Below are 21,884 nucleotides of genomic sequence, written 5' to 3'. Positions count from 1 at the left end.
CTTCATCAGGGCCATGGCGGCGTAATGTTCAACCGTCCGCCCACACACGGAAATCCTGACAGTCCCGTCCATTATTGGACGAATCGTACGTGCCTCTGATAAGACCGCTGCCGTCTTTCCAGGTCCAAGTCGTTCCTGAAAACGACATGCTGTCATAGGCGCCCGCATCGTCAGTCGACGTATAGGCGCCGGAACCACTGTTGTAGGTATAAAGCTGTACCGACCCATCCCAGTCGACGCGCTGGACGGTGCTGCCGGCCGTATTCACAGTTCCGGTGAGCCCCGTAACGCGTTGATAGACGCTCGGGCGCCAATTGTCCCCGTTGTCGTCGCTCAGATCGCCCTGGCTATTGTAGGTCTGATCGATTTCCACAACCGGGCCGCGTCCGACGAGGAACTCATCAGCACGTGTGATAACCAGGTTGCCGTTGGCGGCGTTGACGAAGACCTGATTGTTCGCCGCGCCCAGTGCGGCGCTTCCAAGCACCCCTTGGGCGCCGAGAATCTTCGCGGAGCTTTTCTCAAGACCAGCGCCGTTACCGGTAATGATCGCGACCATCGTCATCTCCCCCCGGCCGGGCACGAAAAAATGCGTGCTCAGGCCATGCCGAGAGGCAGATCAGGAGGATCGCGGAAATGTTTAGCTTATTTTGCGGTCCCGTACCTGCCCGCATCGAAAAATTGCCTGCCCGGTTTCTCGATCGGGGCGACAGTCAGCCGAAGAGGGTTACGGGCACTCCATGCCCGCCAATGGCTTCGCGACCAGCGCCCGGGAATGTGGGACCACCCATCGCGCCACGCCGCCAACGCGTTTGAAGCGTATCTGCAGGCGCGGTGGGATGAAGGCTGTCGCAATGCCACCCAACTCTATCGGGAAGTCTGTGATCGTGGCTACCATGGCGAAGCGCGGGGCTTCCGGCGCTGGATCAAAATCAGGCTGCGCGACGGCCAGTTACCAGCTGCGGCGCCATCTGTTACGCTCCCCCGTTGGAAACCACCATCGTCGCGCCAGACCACCAGGCTCCTGAGCGCGCCCCGCGAAACGCTTCGTGAGCATGACATCCGCTTCGTCGATGCCATACGCGCCGCCTCGCCCACCATTGCTGAAGCTGCCGACCTCGCGCGACGGTTCCACGAAATCCTCGTCGGGCGAGTATCGACCGATCTCGATCCTTGGCTCGCCATGACGCTCGGCAGCGCACTGGGATCGTTCGCGCGGGGACTCGTGCGCGATATCGACGCAGTGCGCGCCGCGCTGATGCTTCCCTGGAGCACCGGGCCAGTCGAAGGCAAGATCAACAAACTAAAGCTCATCAAGCGCTCCATGTACGGTCGAGCCGGTATCGACCTGCTTCGCGCAAGGGTCATGGCCTGATGCCTGCACCGAAAGTGCGGAAGAACCCACTTTTGCGGAAACTTCGGTGCCCGTTGACACGTACTTGGCATCGATGATCAGATAGGCGAACGGCTCGTCGAGCCGGCGCCGGGCAAAAGCCGTCAGGCTCTCATCCAGTCGCTTGTTGATCGCCGAGATGGTCGAGGCGGAGAAGCTGTGGCCACACAGCTCTTCGGTGATCGCCTTCACCTTGCGGGTCGAGACACCCTGGACGTACATCTCCGCCAGCGACGCCACCAGCGTACGCATCCGATAGCGGCCGCGGGTCGGCGCGTTGTGCAACGGGGTTAGCGGTTCAGTCTTTGTCGAGGAAGGCCTCGAAGCCCTCTTCTGCGCTTCGGAAGGCTGCATCAGCGTCGCGGTCGGTTTCGAACTGATCGTCCCAGACGATCGATGTGTTGTGATCGTTGACTACTTCAAGGGACCATCCTCGCTCGGTAGCCAGTCGAACGATGTGGACCTTCAGTCGCCTGCCGCCCCGCTCGATCGAGCAGGTGAGCGGGGACTCGATCAGTTCGGGTTCGGGATCGGTCATCAGGCGGCCTCTTTGACGAGTGGCGCTTCGCGCAAGCATTTCCATTCCCAAGGCAGCAACTCATGCAGACGAGCCTGAGGCAGATCGGCGATGCGTGCGAGCACGTCGGTGAGCCAGGCGAGCGGATCGACGCCGTTCAGCTTGGCGGTGCCGATCAGGCTGTACATCATCGCTGCGCGGTCACCGCCCCGGTCCGAGCCGACGAACAACCATGCTTTCCTGCCCCGCGCCACACTGCGCAACTCTCGCTCCGCGGCATTGTTTGTCAGGCATATCCGCCCATCTTCAAGGAAGGTCGTGAAGCCTTCCCAGTCGTTGAGGAGATAGGCGATCGCCTTGGCGACGGGGTCGTGACGAGACAGGCTGTTACGCTTCTCTCGCATCCAGGCTTCCAACGCGCGGACCACCGGGGCGACGCGCTCCTGGCGCACCCCCAGGCGCTCGGCGGCGGTCTGCCCGTTGATCTCGCGTTCGATGCCGAAGATCTGGTCGATCCATTCCAGCGCCTCCCTCGCCAGGGGCGAGACGAGCGGTGCGGTATTCTTCTTGCGCTTGAGCTGGCGTGCCACGTCGACCAGTTCGAAGAACTGCCGCCTGGCATGCGCCCAGCAGTTGGCGCGCGTCATGGGCTTGTCCGCCCAGCCGTCACGGAACATCTCGTTGAACCCGGCATATCTGTCGACCTGAAGGATGCCAGTGTAGCCCGCGAGATGTCCTCGGGGATGCTCGCCTTTGCGGGTACGCGAGTAATAGCACAGCACCGCCGGCGGTGCGGGACCACCGAACGGACGATCGTCGCGCACATAGTCCCATATTCGAGCGACGTCCGTCTTGTACTTCGCCAGGCGCGGAACGGTGGTGTCGTCGCCGTGGAGGCGCTCGGCCGCCAGGACGTGACCCTCGATCAACAGGAACAACGGCCTGGCGGCCACGCTCACCGCCCCGATCTGATCGGCGAGCGTCGACAGGCTCAAGGCGATGCCCTCACTCTCGAGCCGGTCGCGCTGGCTGTTGAGCGGCTGGTGCAGGCCGCGCGCCGGGCGCAAATGCCTCCCCCAGAATCTGCAGCCGCTCTTCGTCACTCCACCGCCGGCGGCGTTCCCGTCCGCCAAAAACCGTGATCTGGCCTACAAAACCGCTCCTAGTCTAGACTAAGTGCTTGAAAAGTTGGCGCACCCGACAGGATTCGAACCTGTGGCCTCTGCCTTCGGAGGGCAGCGCTCTATCCAGCTGAGCTACGGGTGCCTGGAGGCAGCGCCTAGCAAAGGCAGGGCGCCCGCGCCAGCCGTTTCGATCAGGGGTGTTTCGGCGCCTTGACCAGCGTCACCGGCTGGAAGACGCCGAGGCCGCAGGTCGGGCCCGCACCGCCCGGCCCGTCGTGCAGCACGGTGATGGTATCGACCGAGCAGAGCTGGCCGATCGACGTCTTGTAGAGGAATTTCTCCTCGAAGCCGAGCTCGGGGCACGCCTGGGGCAAGGTATTGCGATAGACCTTGCCGCCGACCATGTCGAAATCGATGACCGAATCACTCCGCACATGAGTTTCGCGGATGCTGATGGTGCGGATGCAGTTTTCCGGCTTGCCGGCCGCTATTGCTTCGGGGATCTGGCTGCGGTCGCGCGCGCCCCCCGGGGCGGCGACGGCAGCGATGGCGAGGGCGGTCAGGATCATGCGCATGGCTAGCTCTCCTCTGATGACCCCCGCTGTCGCGGCGCCGGGGTCTTGGGCTTGAACGCACACAGGTCACGAACGACGCAGCGCCAGCATTCGGGCGTGCGCGCCTTGCAGACATATCGGCCGTGCAGGATTAACCAGTGATGAGCGTGAAGGCGAAAGGGCTGCGGCGTCGCCTTGTCGAGCTTGAGTTCGACCGCGAGCACCGTCTTGCCAGGCGCGAGGCCGGTACGGTTGCAGACCCGGAAAATATGGGTGTCGACCGCGAAGGTCTCGGCGCCGAACGCCGTGTTCATCACGACGTTGGCGGTCTTGCGGCCGACCCCGGGTAGCGTCTCCAGCGCGTCGCGGTTTCGCGGCACCTCGCCGCCATAATCGGCGATCAGCTTTTGCGAGAGGGCGATCACGTTCTTCGCCTTGGTGTTGAACAGCCCGATCGTCTTGATGTGCCGCTTCAACCCCTCCTCGCCCAGCGCGACCATTTTTTCGGGGGTGTCGACTTCCTCGAACAACAGGCGGGTCGCTCGGTTCACGCCGATATCGGTCGATTGCGCCGAGAGCGCGACCGCCACGAGCAACGTATAGGGGTTAGTGTAGTTGAGCTCGGTCTCCGGATGCGGATTGTCGGCTGCGAGCCGAGCATAGAATTCGACGATATCCGCCTTCTTCAAAGCCCGAGCACCTCGCTCATCTGATAGCGCCCGGCCGGCTTGTCGGCGAGCCACAGCGCCGCAGTGATCGCACCGCGCGCGAAGATAGCGCGATCCTCGGCGCGATGGCCAAGCTCGATCCGCTCTCCGGGCCCGGCGAAGATCACCTGATGGTCGCCGGCGACCGAGCCGCCCCGCAGCGAGGCGAAGCCGATCGTCCCCTCCGATCGCGCGCCGGTCAGCCCGGCGCGGTCTTCGACCTTCACCTCGCGAAGCGGCACCCCACGCCCCGCGGCGGCAGCTTCGCCGAGGAGCAGCGCGGTGCCGGAGGGCGCATCGACCTTGTGGCGATGATGCATTTCGACGATTTCGATATCCCAGTCGTTGCCGAGGCTCGCTGCCGCCTCGCGCACCAGCCGGGCGAGCAGGGTGACGCCCAGGGAAACATTGCCGGTCTGCAGCACCGCGATTTTTGCCGCCGCCGCGTCGATCATCGCGTGATGCGCCGGCGACAGCCCGGTGGTGCCGACCAGGATCGGCGTATGGGCCGCGATCGCGGCGGCGAGCGTCGTCTCGAGCGCCGAGGGGGCGGAGAAATCGACCAGCACGTCGGCCGCAGCGGCAATCGCGGCAGGGTCACCCCCGGCATCGATGCCGCCAGCGAGCGTGGCACCCATGTCAGCGACCACGCTGGCGAGCGCCTGCCCCATACGCCCCGCGCTGCCGATGATTCCGATCGCCGTCACGAACTTCTCCGTTTTCTCACTCCCGATCGCTTAACGGGTCCGGTAGAGAGATGCCATGCACGAGATTGCCAATATCGTCATCCTCACCGGCGCGGGCATCTCGGCCGAAAGCGGCCTCGCGACCTTTCGCGGGCCGGGCGGCCTGTGGGAGGGCCACCGTGTCGAGCAAGTCTGCACGCCCGAGGCGCTCGCCCGGAATCCCGAGCTGGTCCACCGATTCTACGACGCGCGGCGCGCCGCGCTGGTGGCGGTTGAGCCCAATGCCGCGCATCGGGCGCTCGCCCGGCTCGATGCCGCGTGGACCGGGGAGTTGCTGATCGTGACCCAGAATGTCGACGATCTGCATGAGCGGGCCGGTGCGAGGCGGATGCTGCACATGCATGGCGAGCTGAATTCTGCGCTGTGCGCGGCATGTGGTGCGCGTTCCGGTTGGACAGGCGGGATGCCGCCGGGGACCGCCTGCGCTGCCTGTGACGCACCCTCGATGAGGCCCGACATCGTGTTCTTCGGCGAGATGCCCTATGAAATGGACCGGATCGAGCGGGCGCTGGCGGAGGCCGATCTGTTCGTGTCGATCGGCACCTCGGGCGCAGTTTATCCGGCGGCGGGGTTCGTCCAGACCGCGCGCTATCACGGGGCGAGGACGCTCGAGATGAATCTCGAGCCGTCGGCGGGGAGCGGATATTTCCACGAGACGCGGCTCGGGCCGGCGGGCGAACTGGTGCCGCTGTGGGTGGAGGGGTTGATCTCCTACGCGCGCCCGTCCCCGGGGGAGGGAATTCACTCCACCCAGTCGAGCCCCATCTCCCGGTAGATGTCACGCTGGTCGTCCCAGCCCGGCTTTACCTTCACATGAAGATAGAGATGCACGGGCTTCCCCGTGATCGCGCTCAATTCGGCGCGGGCGCGGGCGCCGATTTCCTTGATGCGCGCGCCGCCCTTGCCGAGGATGATCGCGCGCTGGGTCGGCCGCTCGACCAGGATCTGCTGGCGGATCTCGACCGAACCATCCTCGCGCTCCTTATACTGCTCGGTCTCGATTGCGCTCGCATAGGGCAGCTCGGCGTGGAGCTGGAGATAGAGCTGCTCGCGGGTCACCTCCGAGGCGAGGCTGCGCTCGCTTGCATCGGAGACCTGGTCCTCGGTGAAATGCCATGGCCCTTCGGGCATTGCCTTCGCCAGCATCGTCTTCAGCTCGGCGACACCGTCGCCGGTCGTCGCGCTGATGAAGAAGGTCTCGGTGAAGTCGACCAGTCCGTTCAGCCGCTCGGCATGGAGCAGCAGCTTTGCCTTGTCGGCCAGATCGACCTTGTTGAGGATGAGATATTTCGGGCCGGGGCGATCCTTGATCCCCTCGGCGATGTCAGTGACCTTTGCGCCGAGCCCGCCCTTGGCGTCGACCACCAAAGCCAGCACGTCGGCACCCTCCGTCCCGCCCCAGGCGGCCGAGACCATTGCCCGGTCGAGCCGACGCTTGGGCTCGAAGATGCCGGGAGTATCGACCAGCAACAGCTGAGTGTCGCCCTCGATCGCGACTCCCATCAACCGCGCCCGCGTGGTCTGCGCCTTGGGGCTGACGATCGCGACCTTCTGGCCAACCATCGCATTGACCAAGGTGGATTTGCCGGCATTGGGCGCGCCGACGATGGCGACAAGGCCGCAATGTTGGGTGGGTGTGCTCATGGAAACCTCGAAGGTGATCAACGCATCGGGCGAGCCCGGAGCGAATAGGGAGACCCTCTCTACACCGGTTGGGGCTGTAATGTCGAAGGGGCGCCGGGTGTCATCGGAAGTTTGCCCAAATTCGGATCGGATCGGATTTTTGGCACTCCCCCCTTCGGGGTCGGGATGTCGGCCGGGAAGCGCCCAGCATCCGCTATCGCCCCCTGGTGACGGAAACAATCTTTTTCCTATCAAGCGGATCGGAATTGCGGCATAAACAAGGCGGACGCTGATCAGGTCGGGAGAGGGCGAGCTATGGGGCGCGTCCGGGGCTCGGCCTGCATAACCACGGAGTATTGTCCATGAAGAAGCTCGTTTTCCTCCCGATGATCGCTGTCGCCGCACTCGGCCTCGCCGCCTGCAAGAAAGACGCGCCCATCGACAACACGGTGGTCGCCAATGAGACCACGCTGAACAGCGAGGCTCCCATCGACGCGAACACGACGGCGATCGACGACGCGACGGCCAATGCCGCGATCGACAATGCGACGATCGTCGACAACGCCAGCGGTGTTTCGAACGTTACCGCAAAGTAAGACGTCGGCGCGGCGACGCGCCGATGCATGCGAAGGCCGCGCGTCCCACCGGGCGCGCGTCCTTTTTGATTCAATCTCGGCACGGGCTCGTTTTCCGATCGCTCGTCTCGCGCCAAAGTCCTCCTGTCGCAATCCCAAGCAGGACTATATTTCCTACTTATCCGATAGGAATTATACGGTGGATGCCGATGCTCCCTAGCGAACGGCGCAACCTCGGGCCCGGCGCACCGCGCCGGGCCGATTTTGCTTCCCGTGTGCGGTGATCCGAATCAGTGCCGCAGGCTATCGGGCACGACGCCGCCATTTTCGGCCAGCTTCGCCATCACCGCCTTGTGAAGCGCAATATTCTGCTCGGCGCTGCCATCGGCACCGACATGAACGCCAAGTTCGTTCGCGAGTTCGGTGCGCGCAGCGAGGCTGGAATCCAGATCGAGCAGCTTGAGCAAATCGACGATCGAGCTCTGATAATTGCCGCCGCCATTTTTCAGCGACGCCATCTCGGACAGGACGGCACCGACATCGACGCTCTGCTGCGGGACGGGGGCTGCCGGCGCGGCCGGCGCGGCCGCGGGTGCGGATGGAGCAGGCGTCGGAGTAGCGGCCGCTGGCTCGTGATGGAAGATCTTGTCCATGATGCTGCCGAAAATGCCCATCTGTCGTCTCCATGCCGGATTGCGGCCGATACCGGCCGAGGGTCACGGTAGAACGGCGCAGGGCGTCGAAAGGTCCGTCCAGAGCGACGACCGCGCCGACGCTTGGCGGAACAGAGGCGGAAGCGGCCCGTTATGTCGCGGTGCGCCTCCTCGGGCGCTACCAACAGGAGACGGATCATGAGATACAGAAGCATCATTCTGCTGTCGGCAGCCACGCTGGCGCTCGCTGCGTGCGGCCACAAGAGCGAGACGAGCACCACGACCGAAACGTCAGTCAACGACACCATGGTAGCTGCCGACAATGTGACTGACATCTCGACCCCCGCTATTCCCAGCCAGGGCCAGACCTTCGCGAACGCAGCCGCGGCCAGCGACGCCTTCGAGATCGCGACGTCCAACGCGGCGCTGAGCACATCGCACTCGGCGGCCGTGAAGGCCTTTGCCGGGAAGATGGTCACAGCGCATACCGGCTCGACCGCCAAGCTGAAAACGGCCGCCGCCGCGGCATCGCCGGCGATCACGCCCGATGCGACGCTCACCCCCGACCAGCAGCAGACGCTGGATGCGCTGAAGGCGAAAACCGGGGCCGATTTCGACCAGGCCTATATCGCTGCGCAGATCGATGGTCATCAGAAGACGCTCGACGCGCTGAAGGCCTATGCAGCGAGCGGCGACGTGCCCCAGCTCAAGACCTTCGCGACCAGTCTCGTGCCGACCGTCACCGCGCATCTGAACATGGCGAAGGGTCTCAAGCCCTGAGCTCGGGCGGCCGGGCGGGCATTTGCCCGTGCGGCCTCCTCAAAGCGGGCCGAATCCGCCGAGGCCTCGCAGATATTGCACCCGGATATTGGCGACAGTGATTCCCGGGCCGGCGTCGATCAGCGCCTGGCTGTGCTTCGGCCTCGATCGCCCGAGCCGCTGGTTGCTCGGGAAGCCGGCACCGTCGCTGAATATGGAGAATTTATCCTTGCCGACGCGGTTGTGGCGCAGCAGCAGTGCGTAGCGCCCGGGTCGGGGGACCCGCACGCAGATCGAGACCGCGCCCGATGCCGGAAGGTGCGATCTTGTGCGGCGAAAGGTCTTGCCCTCGGCGATCAGCTCTTCATCGGGGCGGAGAAAATCGGCCTCGGTCGCTGGATAGAGTTCGAGCCAGACTTCGCCGACCCGGTCCTTCAGGCCGACGATATTGGCCTGGATCGCCGGGCCGTGCCCGGCGGCGCAGGCGGGGGCATCCTGGCCGATCATGTCGGCAGCGAGCGGCGCCGCGTCAAGCAGCAGGAAAAAAGCGAGGAGGGCTCGGGCCCGGGAGGTCGTCGTCATGGTCCGCGATTTGTCCGGCAGTGAAAATCTATCGGGTAGACGGCGCCCGGGACGATCATCCGCAGCGGGCCGGGGTGCAGAATCATGCGTCGCTCCCCATCGGTCATGCCGGGCTTGCTTCGGCATCCCTGTTTTCCCCAAGAGTGCTGCCATTGCGCATGCGGAACCATCGACCCGGAGCAAGTCCGGGGTGACGAGGGAATTGGCGTCGGACGATCTCTTGCGAACGCCCCGGACTGCTGGCCAGGACGGACGAATTGATCGCGGCGGCCTATTTTTCTCGCTCTGCACTGCTGGCATAACCTATCCCGTTCAGACTAGAGCGAGCGGTGGCGTGCCAATTGGCCGGGAAACGCCGGAGATGACACTATATGGATTGCCCATTCGGAAGACCCGACCGACACCGTTCCGGCCTCGCCCGGCACGCACGGGCGCTGGCCGCGCTGGCACTGATGCCGGCCTTGCTCGCCGCGCCAAGCCATGCCGCGCAGACGGTCCCGCCGCCGCCGCCGGTGACATCGACCGTCCCGGCAATAAAGCCGGCGCCGATGCCGCTGCCGGTCCTCACGCCGGTGCAGGCTGATCAGTTGCGCACGCTGCTCGCGGCCAATGCGATGGCGCAGGGGCTGCGCTCGACGCCGCCGCTCGCGGCGGCGCCGCTTGCCGGGGACGCGCTGGTCCGTGCCGCGCTCGACCAGGCAAGGGCAGTCCATGCCGGACGGCTGGCGCCGAGCGATTTCGACAAGAATTGGGGCATGATCCCGCCGCCCTATGATCCGCTGCCTGCCTTTGCCGATGCCGTCCGGCGCGACCGGCTGGCGGCGTGGATCGCTTCGCTGCCGCCGCCCTATGCGGGTTATGACGGGCTCGTGAAGGGCCTTGCAACCTATCGCGCGATCGCCGCCGCGGGCGGCTGGGCCAAGCTCGATCCCGGGCCCGATCTCACCCTTGGCGCCACCGGACCGCGCGTGCTGGCGTTGCGCCAGCGCCTGGCCGTCGAGGATAGCGCCGTCGTCACCACGGGCGACAGCTTCGATGCCGAGCTGCTTGCCGACGTGCAGCGTGCGCAGCGGCGCTACGGGCTCAACCCCCAGGGCGTGGTCTCGAACCAGACGCTCGCCGCGCTCAACGTGCCCGCGGAAGACCGGGTCCGCCAGATCATGGCGAATCTGGAGCGCTGGCGCTGGCTGCCGCAAGAGCTTCCGCGCGACCGGATCCAGGTCAACATCGCCGCCGCCCTGATGACGGTGTTCGATGGCGATACGCCCGTGCTGTCGATGCGCGCCGTCACCGGCCGGCCCGGCCACGAGACGCCGATGCTGTCCTCGACGATCCACAGCGTCGTCATCAATCCGCCGTGGAACGTGCCGACCTCGATTGCGACCAACGAGCTATGGCCGAAGGAGAGGAAGAGCCCCGGTTACCTGAAGCGCAACGGCTTCGTCGTGAACGGCACCAGCCTGCAGCAGGCAGCCGGCAACCAGAGCGCGCTCGGCCGCTTCAAGTTCGATTTCGACAACCCCTATTCGGTCTATCTCCACGACACGCCGTCGCGCGCCAAGTTCGCGAGCTTCGATCGGCTCGCCAGCCATGGCTGCGTGCGACTGGAAAAGCCCGCTGATCTCGCCAATCTGCTGCTCCGCGGCGATCCCGTATGGACCCCCGACGCGGTCGCTGCGGCGGTAGCCAGGGGCAAGACGATCAGGGTCAGCGCCCGGCCGGTCCAGGTCTATCTGCTCTATTGGACGGCCTTTGCCAGCGCCAACGGCCAGATGAATTTCCGCGGCGATCCCTATGGCTGGGATCGCACGCTGGCCGCCAAGATCGAGGCGCGGTCGGCGCACCAGATCACGCTGCAACTCGAGGATGTGCTATGAAGAAGAATATCGCCGCCGGTGCCGTCATTGTGGCGGCGTTGCTTGTCTTGGCGGGCTGCGGCCAGTCGGCGCCCGAGCAACCTGCTCCGACCGACAATGCAACCGAGACCGAAACCCCGGCCGCGACGCCATCCACTATGGCGACGCCGGTCGCCAAGGCCCCCGAAGTAACCGCCAACGCCGCCGAGGCCATCACGCGCCCCGAACCTCCTGCGCCGGATACGCAGACCCAGGATGACGCCGACGCGACTGGGATGACTGCGCGCGTCCACCGCGACGATCTGCCGGCGAACGACGCCAGCGCCCAATAACCGATCGGGCGGCGTGGATATCTCCCACGCCGCCCGTCACGCCCGGCTCGATCGTCGGATCAGTCGATCACCAGCTTAGCGGTGGTGGCCGCCGCCATGATAGTCGCCGCCATGGTACCCGCCACCGCCGCGATAACCCCCATAGCCGCCACGATAACCGCCGCGCGCGTAATAGTGATCGAAGCGCGGTCCATAATAGCGGTAGCTGTATCGGTAGGGGTATGGATAGGGATAGGGATAGGGATAGGGCGCATCGTAATAATAGGGATACGGATCAGCCGCATAATAAGGATAGGGGTAGGCAGGATATTCCTCATAATAATAGCCGCCGTCGCCTGAGGCGAGCGCTGCGCCGATTGCCAGCCCGGCCACACCGGCGACCACTGCCGCGCCGGTGTCGTCATGGTCATATCCGTGGCGATAGCGTTGTGCGTCCGCAGGCGCCGCCGATGTCAGCGCAGTCGCGCCGAGCGTGGCGGCGACAACGGCCTTAGTCACCAGATTTTTCACGACATGAACTCCTCACAGGATGGCGGCGCGAAGATAAACGCTTCACGCCAGCCTATGGTTCAGTTCTGGCACATCGGGGCTGAACTGACGCCGAATACAGGCTGCAGCCAATGTTCATGGAAAGACATCGGTTCCCGCTTCGAAGCGGGGTGACCTCGCTATCGACGCAGCTTCCCGAGCAAGGCCGCCGCCGCCGCCGTCTCGGCCTCCTGCTTGGAGCTTCCCTCAGCCATGGCCTCGGCGAGGGGGCCGATCGATGCCTTTACCGTGAAACGCGGGGCGTGGTGTGGTCCTGAACGCTCGACCACTTCATAGGCCGGGGTGCGGCGATTATGAGCGGCCGCCCATTCCTGCAGCGCCGATTTCGGATGTTGCGGCGCGCTTGAATGAGTCACCACCCGGCTGCCCCAGGCCTTGCGGATCACGTCCCGCGCCGCGCTCAGCCCCGCGTCGAGATAGAGCGCACCGATCAATGCCTCCATGACGTCGCCGAGCACATTGTCGCTGTCGGCCGCGCCATCGTCGCGCGCCTGCTTGCCGAGCCTGAGCTGGGCGCTGACACCGAGTTCGCGCGCGACATCGGCGCAGACCGCACCCGTCACCAAGGCATTGAGCCGCTTCGACAGCGCGCCTTCGGGCTCGCCGGCGAACACCTCGAACAGCCATTCGGCCATCACCAGCCCGAGCACCCGGTCACCGAGGAATTCGAGCCGTTCGTAATTCGCCGCTGCCTGGCTGCCATGGGTCAGCGCGCGTTCGAAACCGGCAAGGTCGGTCGGCCTGTGACCGAAGGTCGTCGCGATCCAGTCGGCGAGCCGGACATCGGATTCCGCGACGCTCAAAAGCCTTCTCCGATCCTCTTCCACCGCGCCGCCGAGAACCAGGTCCAGGGCAGGAACCAGTTGGCCGATCCGTCAGTCGAGAAGAAGGAGACGACTGCTTTGCCCTCGATCCGATCCATGGGCACCATGCCCATGCCCTGGGGCGGTTCGAACCGGCTGTCGCCGCTGTCGTCGCGATTGTCGCCCATCACGAAGACGTGGTCCGCCGGGACGGTGTAGAGATCGGTATCGTCGCGATCGGGCATCTCGCCGCGATCGATCACGAAATAGCTCTTGCCGTTGGGGAGGGTCTCGCGGAACTGCTGGTAGCGGCAGATCGGCGTGCCCGCGTCGGTATCCTGGAATTCAGCCGGGCATTGATGACCCTCCTGCTCGCTGCCGGCCGAATAATTGGGGCTGATCGGGATGGTGAAATCGGCGACGCGCTGCTTCGGCACCGCCACGCCGTTGAGGATCAGCTGGCCGTGGCGCATCTGGATCGTGTCGCCGGGCAGGCCGATGACTCGCTTGATGACGTCGTGATTGTCGACCGGAGGCCCGCGGAACACCACGACATCGCCGCGCGCCGGATCGTGCGCGAAGATCCGTCCCGGGATCAGCGGCAGGCTGAACGGGAGCGAGTGGCGGGAATAGCCATAGTTCCATTTCGAGATGAACAGATAATCGCCGATATAGAGCCGGGGCAGCATCGACTGGGAGGGAATGCTGAACGGCGAGAGGATGAAGCTGCGGAAGATCAGCACGATCGCCGCCAGCTTGATCAGGAAGACGATCGTGTCGCGCGTTTCGGAACGCTGCTTTGCGGCTGCTTGAGTCGTGCCGCCGGCGGGCACGGGATTGGGCTGGTCTTCGATATCGGACATGCGCGGCGGTTTGCGGTGGCCGGGGCCGGGCGTCAAGCTGGCGGTTGTAACTGCGGGAAGCTAGGGTCCAAACTTCCTCCCCGCAACGGCCGTGACGGAGCGGATTTTGGCGCAAGGGTAGGAGCAAGGAGGGAGCGATGCTTTGTCATCGTGACCGACGCGCGACGCCGCCTTGCGCCAAAAGCCGCCCGCCGCGAAGCGGTCGCCTGGAGAAGGGCGCTGGCGGCGTCGCGCTGCTTGCGCAGGCCACCAGCCCGCGACTGCGCAACGCTCCTTGCCAGCGCCCTTCTCCAGGCGACCCCGGCCATTGTGGGGAGGAAGTTTGGACCCTAGGGCGATCTGAGGCGGGATTCGCTCCGACCCCGACGACATAAGAGGTGACCATGGCTGCCGACTGGACTTCGATCGAAGCTTTGCCTTCGCCCCGGCTGGAAACATTGTTCGCTGACGATCCCGACCGGTTGAGCAAGTTGAGCCTCGACGTCGCCGGGCTCCATTTCGACTGGTCGAAGACTCATCTGACGTCGGAAGCGATCGCTGCGTTCGAGAAGCTCGCAAAAGCGCAGGATCTCGCCGGAAAGCGCGAGGCGTTGTTCGCCGGCGAAATCGTCAACGTCACCGAAGGCCGCGCCGCCACCCATGTCGCCGAGCGCGGCGAGGGCAAGGCCGAGGATGTCGGGCTCGCCCGCGCGCTTCATGCACGGATGCGCGCGCTGATCGACGCGATTGAGGCCGAGGCGCTCGGCCCGATCCGCCATGTTCTCCATGTCGGCATCGGTGGCTCGGCGCTCGGTCCGCATCTGCTGGTCGACGCGCTCGGCCGCGATTCGGGGCGCTATGACGTCGCGATCGTCTCGAATGTCGATGGCATGGCGCTCGAAGAGGCGTTCGCGAAATTCGATCCCGCAGCGACATTGCTGGTTGTCGCCTCGAAGACCTTCACCACCACCGAGACATTGCTCAACGCCGAATCGGTGCTGCAATGGATGAGCGAAAACGGCGTCGAGGACGTCTATGGCCGCGTCGTCGCGCTCACCGCCGAGCCCGACAAGGCGATCGAATGGGGCGTTGACGAAACGCGGGTGCTGCCCTTCGCCGATTCAGTCGGGGGGCGTTATTCGCTCTGGTCGTCGATCGGCTTTCCGGCAGCGCTTGCGCTCGGCTGGGATTGCTTCGAGGAACTGCTCGAAGGCGCCGCCGAGATGGATCGGCATTTCCGCCTCGCGTCGCTTTCGGAGAATGCCCCCGCGCTCGCGGCATTCGCCGATCTTTACTATACCCAGGTCCGCCACGCCGAGACACGCGCGACCTTTGCCTATGACGAGAGGCTGCGGTTGCTGCCCTCCTATCTCCAGCAACTCGAGATGGAATCGAACGGCAAGGGCGTGACGGTCGACGGCACGCTGCTCGACCGACCGAGCGCCGCGATCACCTGGGGCGGGGTCGGCACCGACGCTCAGCATGCGGTTTTCCAGCTTCTCCACCAAGGCACGCATCTCGTGCCGGTCGAATTCGTCGCCGTGATCGAGGCCGGCGACACGCTTGCCGAGGACCATCACCGCCAGCTGCTCCTGAACGCCTTTGCGCAAGGCGCAGCGTTGATGAAGGGCCGCGCCAACGACAAGGATCCGGCACGGAGTTATTCGGGGGACCGGCCGAGCTCGACCATCCTGCTCGACGATCTCGATGCCCGCACGCTCGGCGCGCTGATCGCCTTTTACGAGCAGCGCGTGTTCGTGAATGCGACTCTGCTCGGGATCAATCCTTTCGATCAGTTCGGGGTTGAGCTTGGCAAGGAAATGGCCAAGGCGGCGGGTGAGGGCGGCCAGAAGTTCGATGTCTCGACCGAGGATCTGATCAAGCGGGCGTTCGGCTAGTTGCCGTCATGCCGGACTTGCCTGCTCCCGCGCAGGCGGGGGTTCCGGCGTTCGCCGTGCGCCAAGGCGCATCGGTGACTGTGGAATAATGGACCCCGGAAAAGTCCGGGACGACGAGGGAAGCGATGATGGCCGAGGCCAAATACGATTATGATCTGTTCGTCATCGGCGCCGGCTCGGGCGGCACGCGCGCGTCGCGCGTCGCCGCGGCGCATGGCGCGAAGGTTGCAGTTGCCGAGGAATACCGCATCGGCGGCACCTGCGTGATCCGCGGCTGCGTGCCCAAGAAGCTGTTGATCTACGGCGCGCATTTCGCCGAGGACCTTGCCGATGCGCGGCGCTTCGGCTGGAAAGTGCCCGAATGCGAATTCGACTGGCAGGTTCTGACGAAGAACGTCTTCGAGGAGGTTGACCGGATCAACGCCGCCTATTCCGGTACGCTCACCAACCACGGCGTCGACATCATCCTCGATCGTGCCACGATTACGGGCCCGCATGGCATCAAGCTGGGCGATGGACGCGAGGTAACCGCGAAAACCATTCTGGTCGCGACCGGCGCCACGCCGTCGGTGCCGAAATGCCCGGGCCATGAGCTCGGCATCACCTCGAACGAGGCTTTCCATCTCGAGGCAGTGCCCAAGCGCATCCTGATCGCGGGCGCGGGCTATATCGCCAATGAGTTCGCCGGCATCTTCCACCAGTTCGGCGCGCATGTGACGCTGATCAACCGCACTGACGTGATCCTGCGCGGCTATGATGAATCGGTCCGTGACAGGCTGCTCCAGATTTCGATGATGAAGGGCATCGACTTCCGCTTCCATGCCGATTTCCAGGGCATCGAGAAGATGGAGGACGGCTCCCTCAAGGTCACCATGTCGGGGCACGAGCCGATGATTGTCGATTGCGTGATGTTCGCGACCGGCCGCGATCCCAATACCGATGGGCTCGGACTCGAGAAGGCGGGCGTCGAGCTCGACGCGAAGGGCGCGATCAAGGTCGATGACGACAATCGGTCGACCTGCAACAGCATCTATGCGGTGGGCGACGTCACCAACCGAATCCAGCTGACGCCGATCGCAATCCGCGAGGGGCAGGCCTTTGCCGACACCTTGTTCGGCAACAAACCGAGCCGGGTCGACTATGCCAATGTCCCTTCCGCCGTGTTCAGCCATCCGCCGATCGCGAGCGTGGGGCTCACCGAGGGGCAGGCCAAGACGAAGTTCGGTTCGGTGAAGGTCTATACCTCGGACTTCCGGCCGATGAAGAATGTGCTGGCCGGCCGCAACGAGCGCTCGCTCTACAAGATGGTCTGCGACAGCGAGACCGACAAGATTCTCGGCCTTCACATGATCGGCCCCGATGCGCCCGAAATATTGCAGGCGGCGGCGATCGCAGTGAAGGCCGGCCTCACCAAGGCCGCGTTCGACGATACGGTCGCGCTGCATCCGACCATGGCGGAGGAGTTGGTGCTGCTGCGCTGAGATCAATAAGTCCGCGCGAATCTGCAGGATGGAGCCATGGCACGGCTGAGCATTTCGCTTACCGATGGCGCCGGCATTACGCCTATTGCCGGATCATCGAGCATCGAATTGAAACCACCCGCATTGCCCACAAGACGCAGAACGCCCGCCTATTCCTTGACTAGGCGGTCTTGGCGCCTCGTCGTCCAACCACGAAACGCGCCAGTGCCGGCCCCGCGATCACGCAGGCGAAGAAACGGAGCGCCTGGAGTGCCATCACATAGGGCACATCGACCTTTGTCGAGGCGGCGATGATCGCGACCGAATCCATGCCGCCGGGGCTGGTGGCGAGATAGGCAGTGACGGGATCGACGCCGCCGACCCTGGCGAGAAGCAAACCGAGCGCAGCCGAAAAGCCGATCAGCAGGGCAATCGACAGCAGGATGCGCGGCAGGGCGCGCGCCGCCGCCTGGACGATGTCGCGGGTGAAATGCAGGCCGATCCGCCAGCCGACGACCGCATAGCTCATCGCCAGCAGCCAGCCGGGCAATTCGAAGCGCACCAGCCCGGCGATGTTGAGCGCTGCGCCGAGGATCAGGGCACCGATCATCGGGGCGGCCGGCAGTCTCAACCTGATCCCGGCCCAGGCGCCCGCCGCCGCGATCGCCAGCGTCCAGGCAAAGGCGACCGGGTCGATCGCAGGGAACCAGTCGGCCGTCGGGCTGTGCCCCCCGGCATGTGCGCCGAACAGCAAGGCGACGATCGAGGCAGTGCCGGCGACGCAGACCACCCGGCTATAGGTCATCACTGCGACCAGCCGCCATTCGGCGCCATAGGATTGCGCCATCAGCACCATCGCCGCCGCGCCGCCCGGCATGCAGCCCCAGATCGCGACGCTGCCCGGCAGCCAGCCGAGCCGCGCGATCGCCCAGCCGATCAGCACGGCCACCGAGAGAGTCGCCGCGGTCGTGCCGACAAAAAGTGGCCAATGGGCGATCACCATATGGATGGTCGCTGCGTTGAACGAGGAGGCGACCAGGCAGCCGACGATCGCCTGCGCTGCCTGGAAGGGCAGGCCCGGCACCGCCACTGCCTGCCCACGCACCGCGACGATGATCGCTGCGATCATCGGCCCGATCAGCAGACCAGCGGGCAGGCCGATCGCTTCGAGCGCGCCGCCGAATGCAACCGACAGGCCGAGCAGCAGCCCCCAGCGCGCGGGCGATGGAAGTATGCGCGCCTCAGTCATCGGCAAGATCCCGCCGAACTGGCGGGCGTGGTTGCTGAAGGTCGAGCGGGAGTGGCGCGGCGGCGTTGTCGAGCGGTTTCATGCGGCCTCGCGCGGGCTGGAGATGTTTCTCTCAACCCGCTCGATGCGCGCTTGTCCAGCGGCGGGGTTCAGGCGGCGACGGTTTCCCGAGCTGCAGCCATTGCATTCATCCGCTCCCAGGTCGTCGCCACCATGCCCGGCCGCGTCTCCATGCGGGTGATCCAGGCATCGATATTGGCGTGGGGCGCCAGGAGCTGCCGGCCTTCCTCGAACTCGGGCAGGAAGGAGATATGCGGCGCGAGCATCAGATCGGCGAGGGTGATCGCGTCGCCGGCGAGGAAGGGCTGGTCGCCGAGTAGACGCGCGACCTCCTCCAGCGTCTCGGCTGCGGGCTCGATCGCCGCGGCCAATGCCTCCTCGTCGACCGCCATGCCGATCATCGGGCCGACCCGGCGCGGAAAGCTCAGCGCGCCGCTGATCCGCGGCGCGACATAGCACGCCGTGATGCTGATCACTTGGTCCATCCGGGCCACGCTTCGCGCGTCGCCCGGAACAAGCGCCGGGGCATCGGCCATGCTGTCGAGATAGCGCAGGATTGCGATGGTCTCGTAGAGGCGGAAATCCCCGTGATCGAGCGTCGGGATCTTGTGGAAGGGATGGATCGCACGATACTCAGGCGTGCGGTGGCCGCCCATCGGGACCGCGGCGAGCCGCCAGTTCAAGTCCTTTTCCTCGAGCGTCAGCGCCACCGTGCGGACATAGGGGCTGCCGGGGATTCCATGAAGGACGAAGTCGGTCATTGGGCTTTCTCCTCTGATCGAGCCAGGTCGGCATAAAGCTGCATCAGGCCCGGCCAGCCGCTGCCGAGCGATTCGGCGACTTTCTGTGCTGTCGGGCCGAAACGTTCGAGGTTGCGATGCTCGAGCGTGACGCGGGTTGTACCGTTGCCCAGATCCTCGAACCGGACTTCGACCTCGGTCTCGAAATCGGGATCGTAGGAGAAGGTTGCGTCGAGCTGCCATGCCAGCAACAGGCGCTCAGGTGGATCCCAGGCGATCACCTTGCCCCATTCGGTTTCGGCACCATCGGCATCGCGCTCGAACCAGCGTCCGCCCGGCGCGGGCTCGATGACGATATCGGCATGCGGCTGCGCGCCGATCGTCATGCCGGGCTTCCACCAGCGGCCCATCCGGGTGGCGAAGATGTCGAATGCCCGCTGCGGCGGCAGGCTGACGGTCACCGACTGGACGATGGGAGCAATGCTCATTCCTTCTCCTCCTCTTTGGCCTGGGCTTCAGCATAGGCGGCGAAATTGTCGAGGCTGGTCCTCCAGAACTGGTCGAGCCAGTCGCGCATGGCGCCGAGGCCGCGCGGATCGATGCGGTAGATGCGGCGTGTGCCGGCGGCGGTTTCGGTCACCAGCCCCGCCTCCTTGAGCAGCTTCAAATGCTGCGAGACCGCGGGGCGCGAAACGGGGAGGCCGGCCGCGATCTCGCCGACCGCAGCCGGGGCATGCCCGATTCGCTCCAGGATTGCCCGGCGCGTGGGATCGGCGAGCATGTCAAAAGCGCGAGCAGTTCGGTTAGTCATGACTAACCGTAAGTCATCACTAACCGATAAGTCAAGCGCCCTCGAAAAGCTGGCTACACGACCCGATTCGCCACCAGGTCATCGACCACCGAGGGGTCGGCCAGCGTGCTGGTGTCGCCGAGACTCGACACATCGCCCTCGGCGATCTTGCGCAGGATGCGGCGCATGATCTTGCCCGAACGGGTCTTGGGCAGGCCGGGCGCAAACTGGAGTTTGTCGGGTGCGGCGATCGGGCCGATCTCGGCGCGGACCCATTTGACCAGTTCGGCCCGGAGATCGGACGACGCCGTCTCGCCCGAATTGAGCGTGACATAGGCATAGATGCCCTGGCCCTTGATGTCGTGCGGCATGCCGACGACCGCTGCCTCGGCGACCATCGGGTGGAGCACCAGGGCCGATTCGACCTCGGCAGTACCCATGCGATGGCCGGAGACATTGATCACATCGTCGACCCGGCCGGTAATCCACCAATAGCCGTCCTCGTCGCGCAGCGCCCCGTCGCCGGTGAAATATTTGCCGGGATAGGTGGTGAAATAGGTCTGGAAGAAGCGATTATGGTCGCCCCAGACGGTGCGCATCTGCCCCGGCCAGCTCTTGGCGATGACGAGATTGCCGGAGGTCGCACCCTGCAGCACTTCTCCCTCGGTATCGACCAGCTGCGGGTCGACCCCGGGCATCGGCTTGGTTGCCGAGCCCGGCTTGAGATCAGTCGCGCCCGGCATCGGCGCGATCATCGCGCCGCCGGTCTCGGTCTGCCACCAGGTGTCGATGATCGGGCAGCGACCCTCGCCGACGACATCGTAATACCAGCGCCACGCTTCAGGGTTGATCGGCTCGCCGACCGTGCCGAGCAGCTTCAGCGATTGGCGGCTGGTCGCGGCGACGAACGAATCGCCCTCCTTCATCAGCGCGCGCAGCGCCGTCGGGGCAGTGAAGATGGTATGGACCTTGTGGCGATCGACCACCTGCCAGATCCGGCTCGCATCGGGCCAGGTCGGCAAGCCTTCGAACATCAGGGTCGTCGCGCCATTGGCGAGCGGACCGTAGAGGATATAGCTGTGGCCGGTCACCCAGCCGATATCGGCGGCGCACCACCAGACGTCGCCCGGCCGGTAATCGAAGGCGAGTTCATGCGTGAGACTTGCCCAGAGCAGATAGCCGCCCGACGTGTGCAACACGCCCTTGGGCTGTCCGGTCGAGCCCGAGGTGTAGAGGATGAACAGCGGGTCCTCGGCACCCATCGGCTCCGGCGAGCAGGTGGCGGGTACGCTCTCGGCCGCCTCGTGATACCAGATATCACGGCCTTCGTGCATCGTCACCGCGCCGCTCGTCGCCTTGACGACGATGACCGTCTTCAGCGCGGGCGCGCGCTCGGCCGCTGCATCGACATTGGCTTTCAGGGGAATCCGCTTGCCGCCGCGCCGACCCTCATCGGCGGTGACCAGAAAGGCGCTGTCGCAATCCGTGATTCGCCCTGCGAGCGCCTCGGGCGAGAAGCCGCCGAACACGACTGAATGAATCGCGCCGATCCGCGCGCAGGCGAGGATCGCGAACGCAGCCTCGGGAATCATCGGCATGTAGATGGTGACCCGGTCGCCCCGCCTGGCGCCCTGGTCCTTGAGCACATTGGCGAAGCGGCAGACCTCGGCATGAAGCTCGCGATAGGTGAAGCGACGCGGTTCCTCGCCCGGCTCGTCGGGCTCCCAGATCAGGGCGATCTGGTCGCCGCGTTTCGCCAGATGTCGGTCGAGACAGTTCGCGGCGACATTGAGCTTGCCGTCGGCGAACCACTGGATGCGAAAATCCTTCTCGGCGAACGACCAGTCGCCGGCGATCTCGGGGCGCTTGATCCAGTCGAGCCGCCGCGCTTGTTCAAGCCAGAAGCTGCCCGGATCAGCCAGTGAACGGCCATACAGCTTCTCATATCCAGTCGCATCGACACGGGCGCGCTTCGCCCATTCCGGGGGTACGGGATAGAGGTCCTGATCGGGCATAGAGTTCTCCTGAACCTCCATTTGCCGGGGAGGGCAGTGAATGCAAGCCCGGCTTGG

General features: G+C 65.1%; 24 protein-coding genes, 1 tRNA gene and 2 pseudogenes. 8 read left to right on the top strand and 19 right to left on the bottom strand.

Annotated elements, in window-relative coordinates:
• Positions 1-28 precede the first annotated feature (28 nt).
• Positions 29-559, bottom strand: coding sequence for a hypothetical protein (locus ABD050_RS13405; protein WP_343889882.1), 531 nt, complete (start codon positions 557-559; stop codon positions 29-31).
• Between the two features lie 30 nt (positions 560-589).
• Here ABD050_RS13405 and ABD050_RS13400 point away from each other — a divergent pair, with 30 nt between their 5' ends.
• Positions 590-1,375: a transposase gene (locus ABD050_RS13400; RefSeq protein ID WP_425542455.1), complete on the top strand. Its 786-nt coding sequence runs from the start codon at positions 590-592 to the stop codon at positions 1,373-1,375.
• On the opposite strand, the pseudogene ABD050_RS13395 reads toward ABD050_RS13400, so the two are convergent.
• The 7 genes and pseudogenes from ABD050_RS13395 to dapB form a co-directional block, all read right to left on the bottom strand.
• Positions 1,304-1,642: pseudogene (locus ABD050_RS13395) on the bottom strand (transposase); the annotation flags it as partial. The gene ABD050_RS13400 and the pseudogene ABD050_RS13395 overlap by 72 nt on opposite strands.
• Positions 1,643-1,691: 49 nt before the next feature.
• Entirely contained in the window at positions 1,692-1,931 is a 240-nt protein-coding gene (locus ABD050_RS13390; RefSeq protein WP_343889879.1) for a hypothetical protein, read from the bottom strand.
• A pseudogene (gene tnpC, locus ABD050_RS13385) lies at positions 1,931-2,962 on the bottom strand (IS66 family transposase); the annotation flags it as partial. The gene ABD050_RS13390 and the pseudogene tnpC, both read right to left, overlap by 1 nt.
• Before the next feature lie 137 nt (positions 2,963-3,099).
• Positions 3,100-3,176, bottom strand: a tRNA-Arg gene (locus ABD050_RS13380).
• 49 nt (positions 3,177-3,225) lie between these two features.
• A complete protein-coding gene (locus tag ABD050_RS13375) occupies positions 3,226-3,609 on the bottom strand; it encodes a hypothetical protein (RefSeq protein WP_343889878.1) in 384 nt (127 codons plus the stop codon).
• A gap of 2 nt (positions 3,610-3,611) precedes the next feature.
• On the bottom strand, positions 3,612-4,277 hold the full coding sequence (gene nth / locus ABD050_RS13370) for an endonuclease III (RefSeq protein WP_343889877.1): 666 nt from the start codon (positions 4,275-4,277) through the stop codon (positions 3,612-3,614).
• A complete protein-coding gene (gene dapB, locus ABD050_RS13365) occupies positions 4,274-5,002 on the bottom strand; it encodes a 4-hydroxy-tetrahydrodipicolinate reductase (protein WP_343889876.1) in 729 nt (242 codons plus the stop codon). Before dapB ends, nth begins: the two co-directional genes overlap by 4 nt.
• A 55-nt stretch (positions 5,003-5,057) precedes the next feature.
• On the opposite strand from dapB, the gene ABD050_RS13360 reads away from it, so the two are divergent.
• Positions 5,058-5,816 (top strand): NAD-dependent deacylase, encoded by a 759-nt coding sequence (locus ABD050_RS13360; RefSeq protein ID WP_343889875.1) that lies wholly within the window; start codon positions 5,058-5,060, stop codon positions 5,814-5,816.
• Here the strand turns inward: ABD050_RS13360 and era are convergent.
• Positions 5,783-6,685 carry a GTPase Era gene (gene era, locus ABD050_RS13355; RefSeq protein ID WP_343889874.1) on the bottom strand — a complete coding sequence of 301 codons (903 nt, stop codon included), beginning with the start codon at positions 6,683-6,685 and terminating at the stop codon, positions 5,783-5,785. The genes ABD050_RS13360 and era overlap by 34 nt on opposite strands.
• Before the next feature lie 341 nt (positions 6,686-7,026).
• Between era and ABD050_RS13350 the strand changes: the two genes are divergently transcribed.
• Positions 7,027-7,260: a hypothetical protein gene (locus tag ABD050_RS13350; protein WP_343889873.1), complete on the top strand. Its 234-nt coding sequence runs from the start codon at positions 7,027-7,029 to the stop codon at positions 7,258-7,260.
• Between the two features lie 269 nt (positions 7,261-7,529).
• Here the strand turns inward: ABD050_RS13350 and ABD050_RS13345 are convergent, their stop codons facing one another.
• Complete coding sequence (locus ABD050_RS13345; protein WP_343889872.1) at positions 7,530-7,913, bottom strand: DUF3597 family protein; 384 nt, start codon at positions 7,911-7,913, stop codon at positions 7,530-7,532.
• Between the two features lie 177 nt (positions 7,914-8,090).
• Between ABD050_RS13345 and ABD050_RS13340 the strand changes: the two genes are divergently transcribed.
• Positions 8,091-8,672, top strand: coding sequence for a DUF4142 domain-containing protein (locus tag ABD050_RS13340; RefSeq protein ID WP_343889871.1), 582 nt, complete (start codon positions 8,091-8,093; stop codon positions 8,670-8,672).
• A gap of 39 nt (positions 8,673-8,711) precedes the next feature.
• On the opposite strand, the gene ABD050_RS13335 is transcribed toward ABD050_RS13340, so the two are convergent.
• Positions 8,712-9,233, bottom strand: coding sequence for a DUF2141 domain-containing protein (locus tag ABD050_RS13335; protein ID WP_343889870.1), 522 nt, complete (start codon positions 9,231-9,233; stop codon positions 8,712-8,714).
• Positions 9,234-9,604: 371 nt separating this feature from the next.
• On the opposite strand from ABD050_RS13335, the gene ABD050_RS13330 reads away from it, so the two are divergent.
• Both ABD050_RS13330 and ABD050_RS13325 read left to right on the top strand, forming a co-directional pair.
• A complete protein-coding gene (locus ABD050_RS13330; protein WP_425542454.1) occupies positions 9,605-11,110 on the top strand; it encodes a L,D-transpeptidase family protein in 1,506 nt (501 codons plus the stop codon).
• Positions 11,107-11,421: a hypothetical protein gene (locus ABD050_RS13325; protein ID WP_343889869.1), complete on the top strand. Its 315-nt coding sequence runs from the start codon at positions 11,107-11,109 to the stop codon at positions 11,419-11,421. The genes ABD050_RS13330 and ABD050_RS13325 overlap by 4 nt, the downstream gene beginning before the upstream one ends.
• Before the next feature lie 75 nt (positions 11,422-11,496).
• Here the strand turns inward: ABD050_RS13325 and ABD050_RS13320 are convergent, their stop codons facing one another.
• From ABD050_RS13320 to lepB, 3 genes are all read right to left on the bottom strand, one after another.
• On the bottom strand, positions 11,497-11,919 hold the full coding sequence (locus tag ABD050_RS13320; protein ID WP_343889868.1) for a hypothetical protein: 423 nt from the start codon (positions 11,917-11,919) through the stop codon (positions 11,497-11,499).
• A gap of 170 nt (positions 11,920-12,089) precedes the next feature.
• Complete coding sequence (gene rnc, locus ABD050_RS13315; protein ID WP_343889867.1) at positions 12,090-12,773, bottom strand: ribonuclease III; 684 nt, start codon at positions 12,771-12,773, stop codon at positions 12,090-12,092.
• Positions 12,770-13,636, bottom strand: coding sequence for a signal peptidase I (gene lepB / locus ABD050_RS13310; RefSeq protein WP_343889866.1), 867 nt, complete (start codon positions 13,634-13,636; stop codon positions 12,770-12,772). The genes rnc and lepB overlap by 4 nt, the downstream gene beginning before the upstream one ends.
• A gap of 383 nt (positions 13,637-14,019) precedes the next feature.
• Here lepB and pgi point away from each other — a divergent pair, with 383 nt between their 5' ends.
• Complete coding sequence (pgi, locus tag ABD050_RS13305) at positions 14,020-15,513, top strand: glucose-6-phosphate isomerase (protein ID WP_343889865.1); 1,494 nt, start codon at positions 14,020-14,022, stop codon at positions 15,511-15,513.
• Between the two features lie 128 nt (positions 15,514-15,641).
• Positions 15,642-16,994, top strand: a complete 1,353-nt coding sequence (gene gor / locus ABD050_RS13300) for a glutathione-disulfide reductase (RefSeq protein ID WP_343889864.1) — start codon at positions 15,642-15,644, stop codon at positions 16,992-16,994.
• A gap of 160 nt (positions 16,995-17,154) precedes the next feature.
• Here gor and ABD050_RS13295 read toward each other — a convergent pair whose 3' ends face one another.
• The 5 genes from ABD050_RS13295 to acs form a co-directional block, all read right to left on the bottom strand.
• Positions 17,155-18,222, bottom strand: a complete 1,068-nt coding sequence (locus ABD050_RS13295) for an AbrB family transcriptional regulator (protein ID WP_343889863.1) — start codon at positions 18,220-18,222, stop codon at positions 17,155-17,157.
• Positions 18,223-18,371: 149 nt separating this feature from the next.
• The gene (locus ABD050_RS13290) at positions 18,372-19,043 is read right to left on the bottom strand and encodes a glutathione S-transferase family protein (RefSeq protein ID WP_343889862.1); all 672 of its coding nucleotides are present in this window, start codon (positions 19,041-19,043) and stop codon (positions 18,372-18,374) included.
• Positions 19,040-19,510 (bottom strand): SRPBCC family protein, encoded by a 471-nt coding sequence (locus ABD050_RS13285; RefSeq protein ID WP_343889861.1) that lies wholly within the window; start codon positions 19,508-19,510, stop codon positions 19,040-19,042. Before ABD050_RS13285 ends, ABD050_RS13290 begins: the two co-directional genes overlap by 4 nt.
• On the bottom strand, positions 19,507-19,833 hold the full coding sequence (locus ABD050_RS13280) for an ArsR/SmtB family transcription factor (RefSeq protein ID WP_343889860.1): 327 nt from the start codon (positions 19,831-19,833) through the stop codon (positions 19,507-19,509). The genes ABD050_RS13285 and ABD050_RS13280 overlap by 4 nt, the downstream gene beginning before the upstream one ends.
• Positions 19,834-19,886: 53 nt before the next feature.
• Entirely contained in the window at positions 19,887-21,827 is a 1,941-nt protein-coding gene (gene acs, locus ABD050_RS13275; protein ID WP_343889859.1) for an acetate--CoA ligase, read from the bottom strand.
• Positions 21,828-21,884 lie beyond the last annotated feature (57 nt).

This window comes from Sphingomonas oligophenolica (assembly GCF_039522915.1).
Lineage (GTDB): Bacteria > Pseudomonadota > Alphaproteobacteria > Sphingomonadales > Sphingomonadaceae > Sphingomonas > Sphingomonas oligophenolica.
This window is presented reverse-complemented; position numbering and strand designations above follow the sequence as displayed.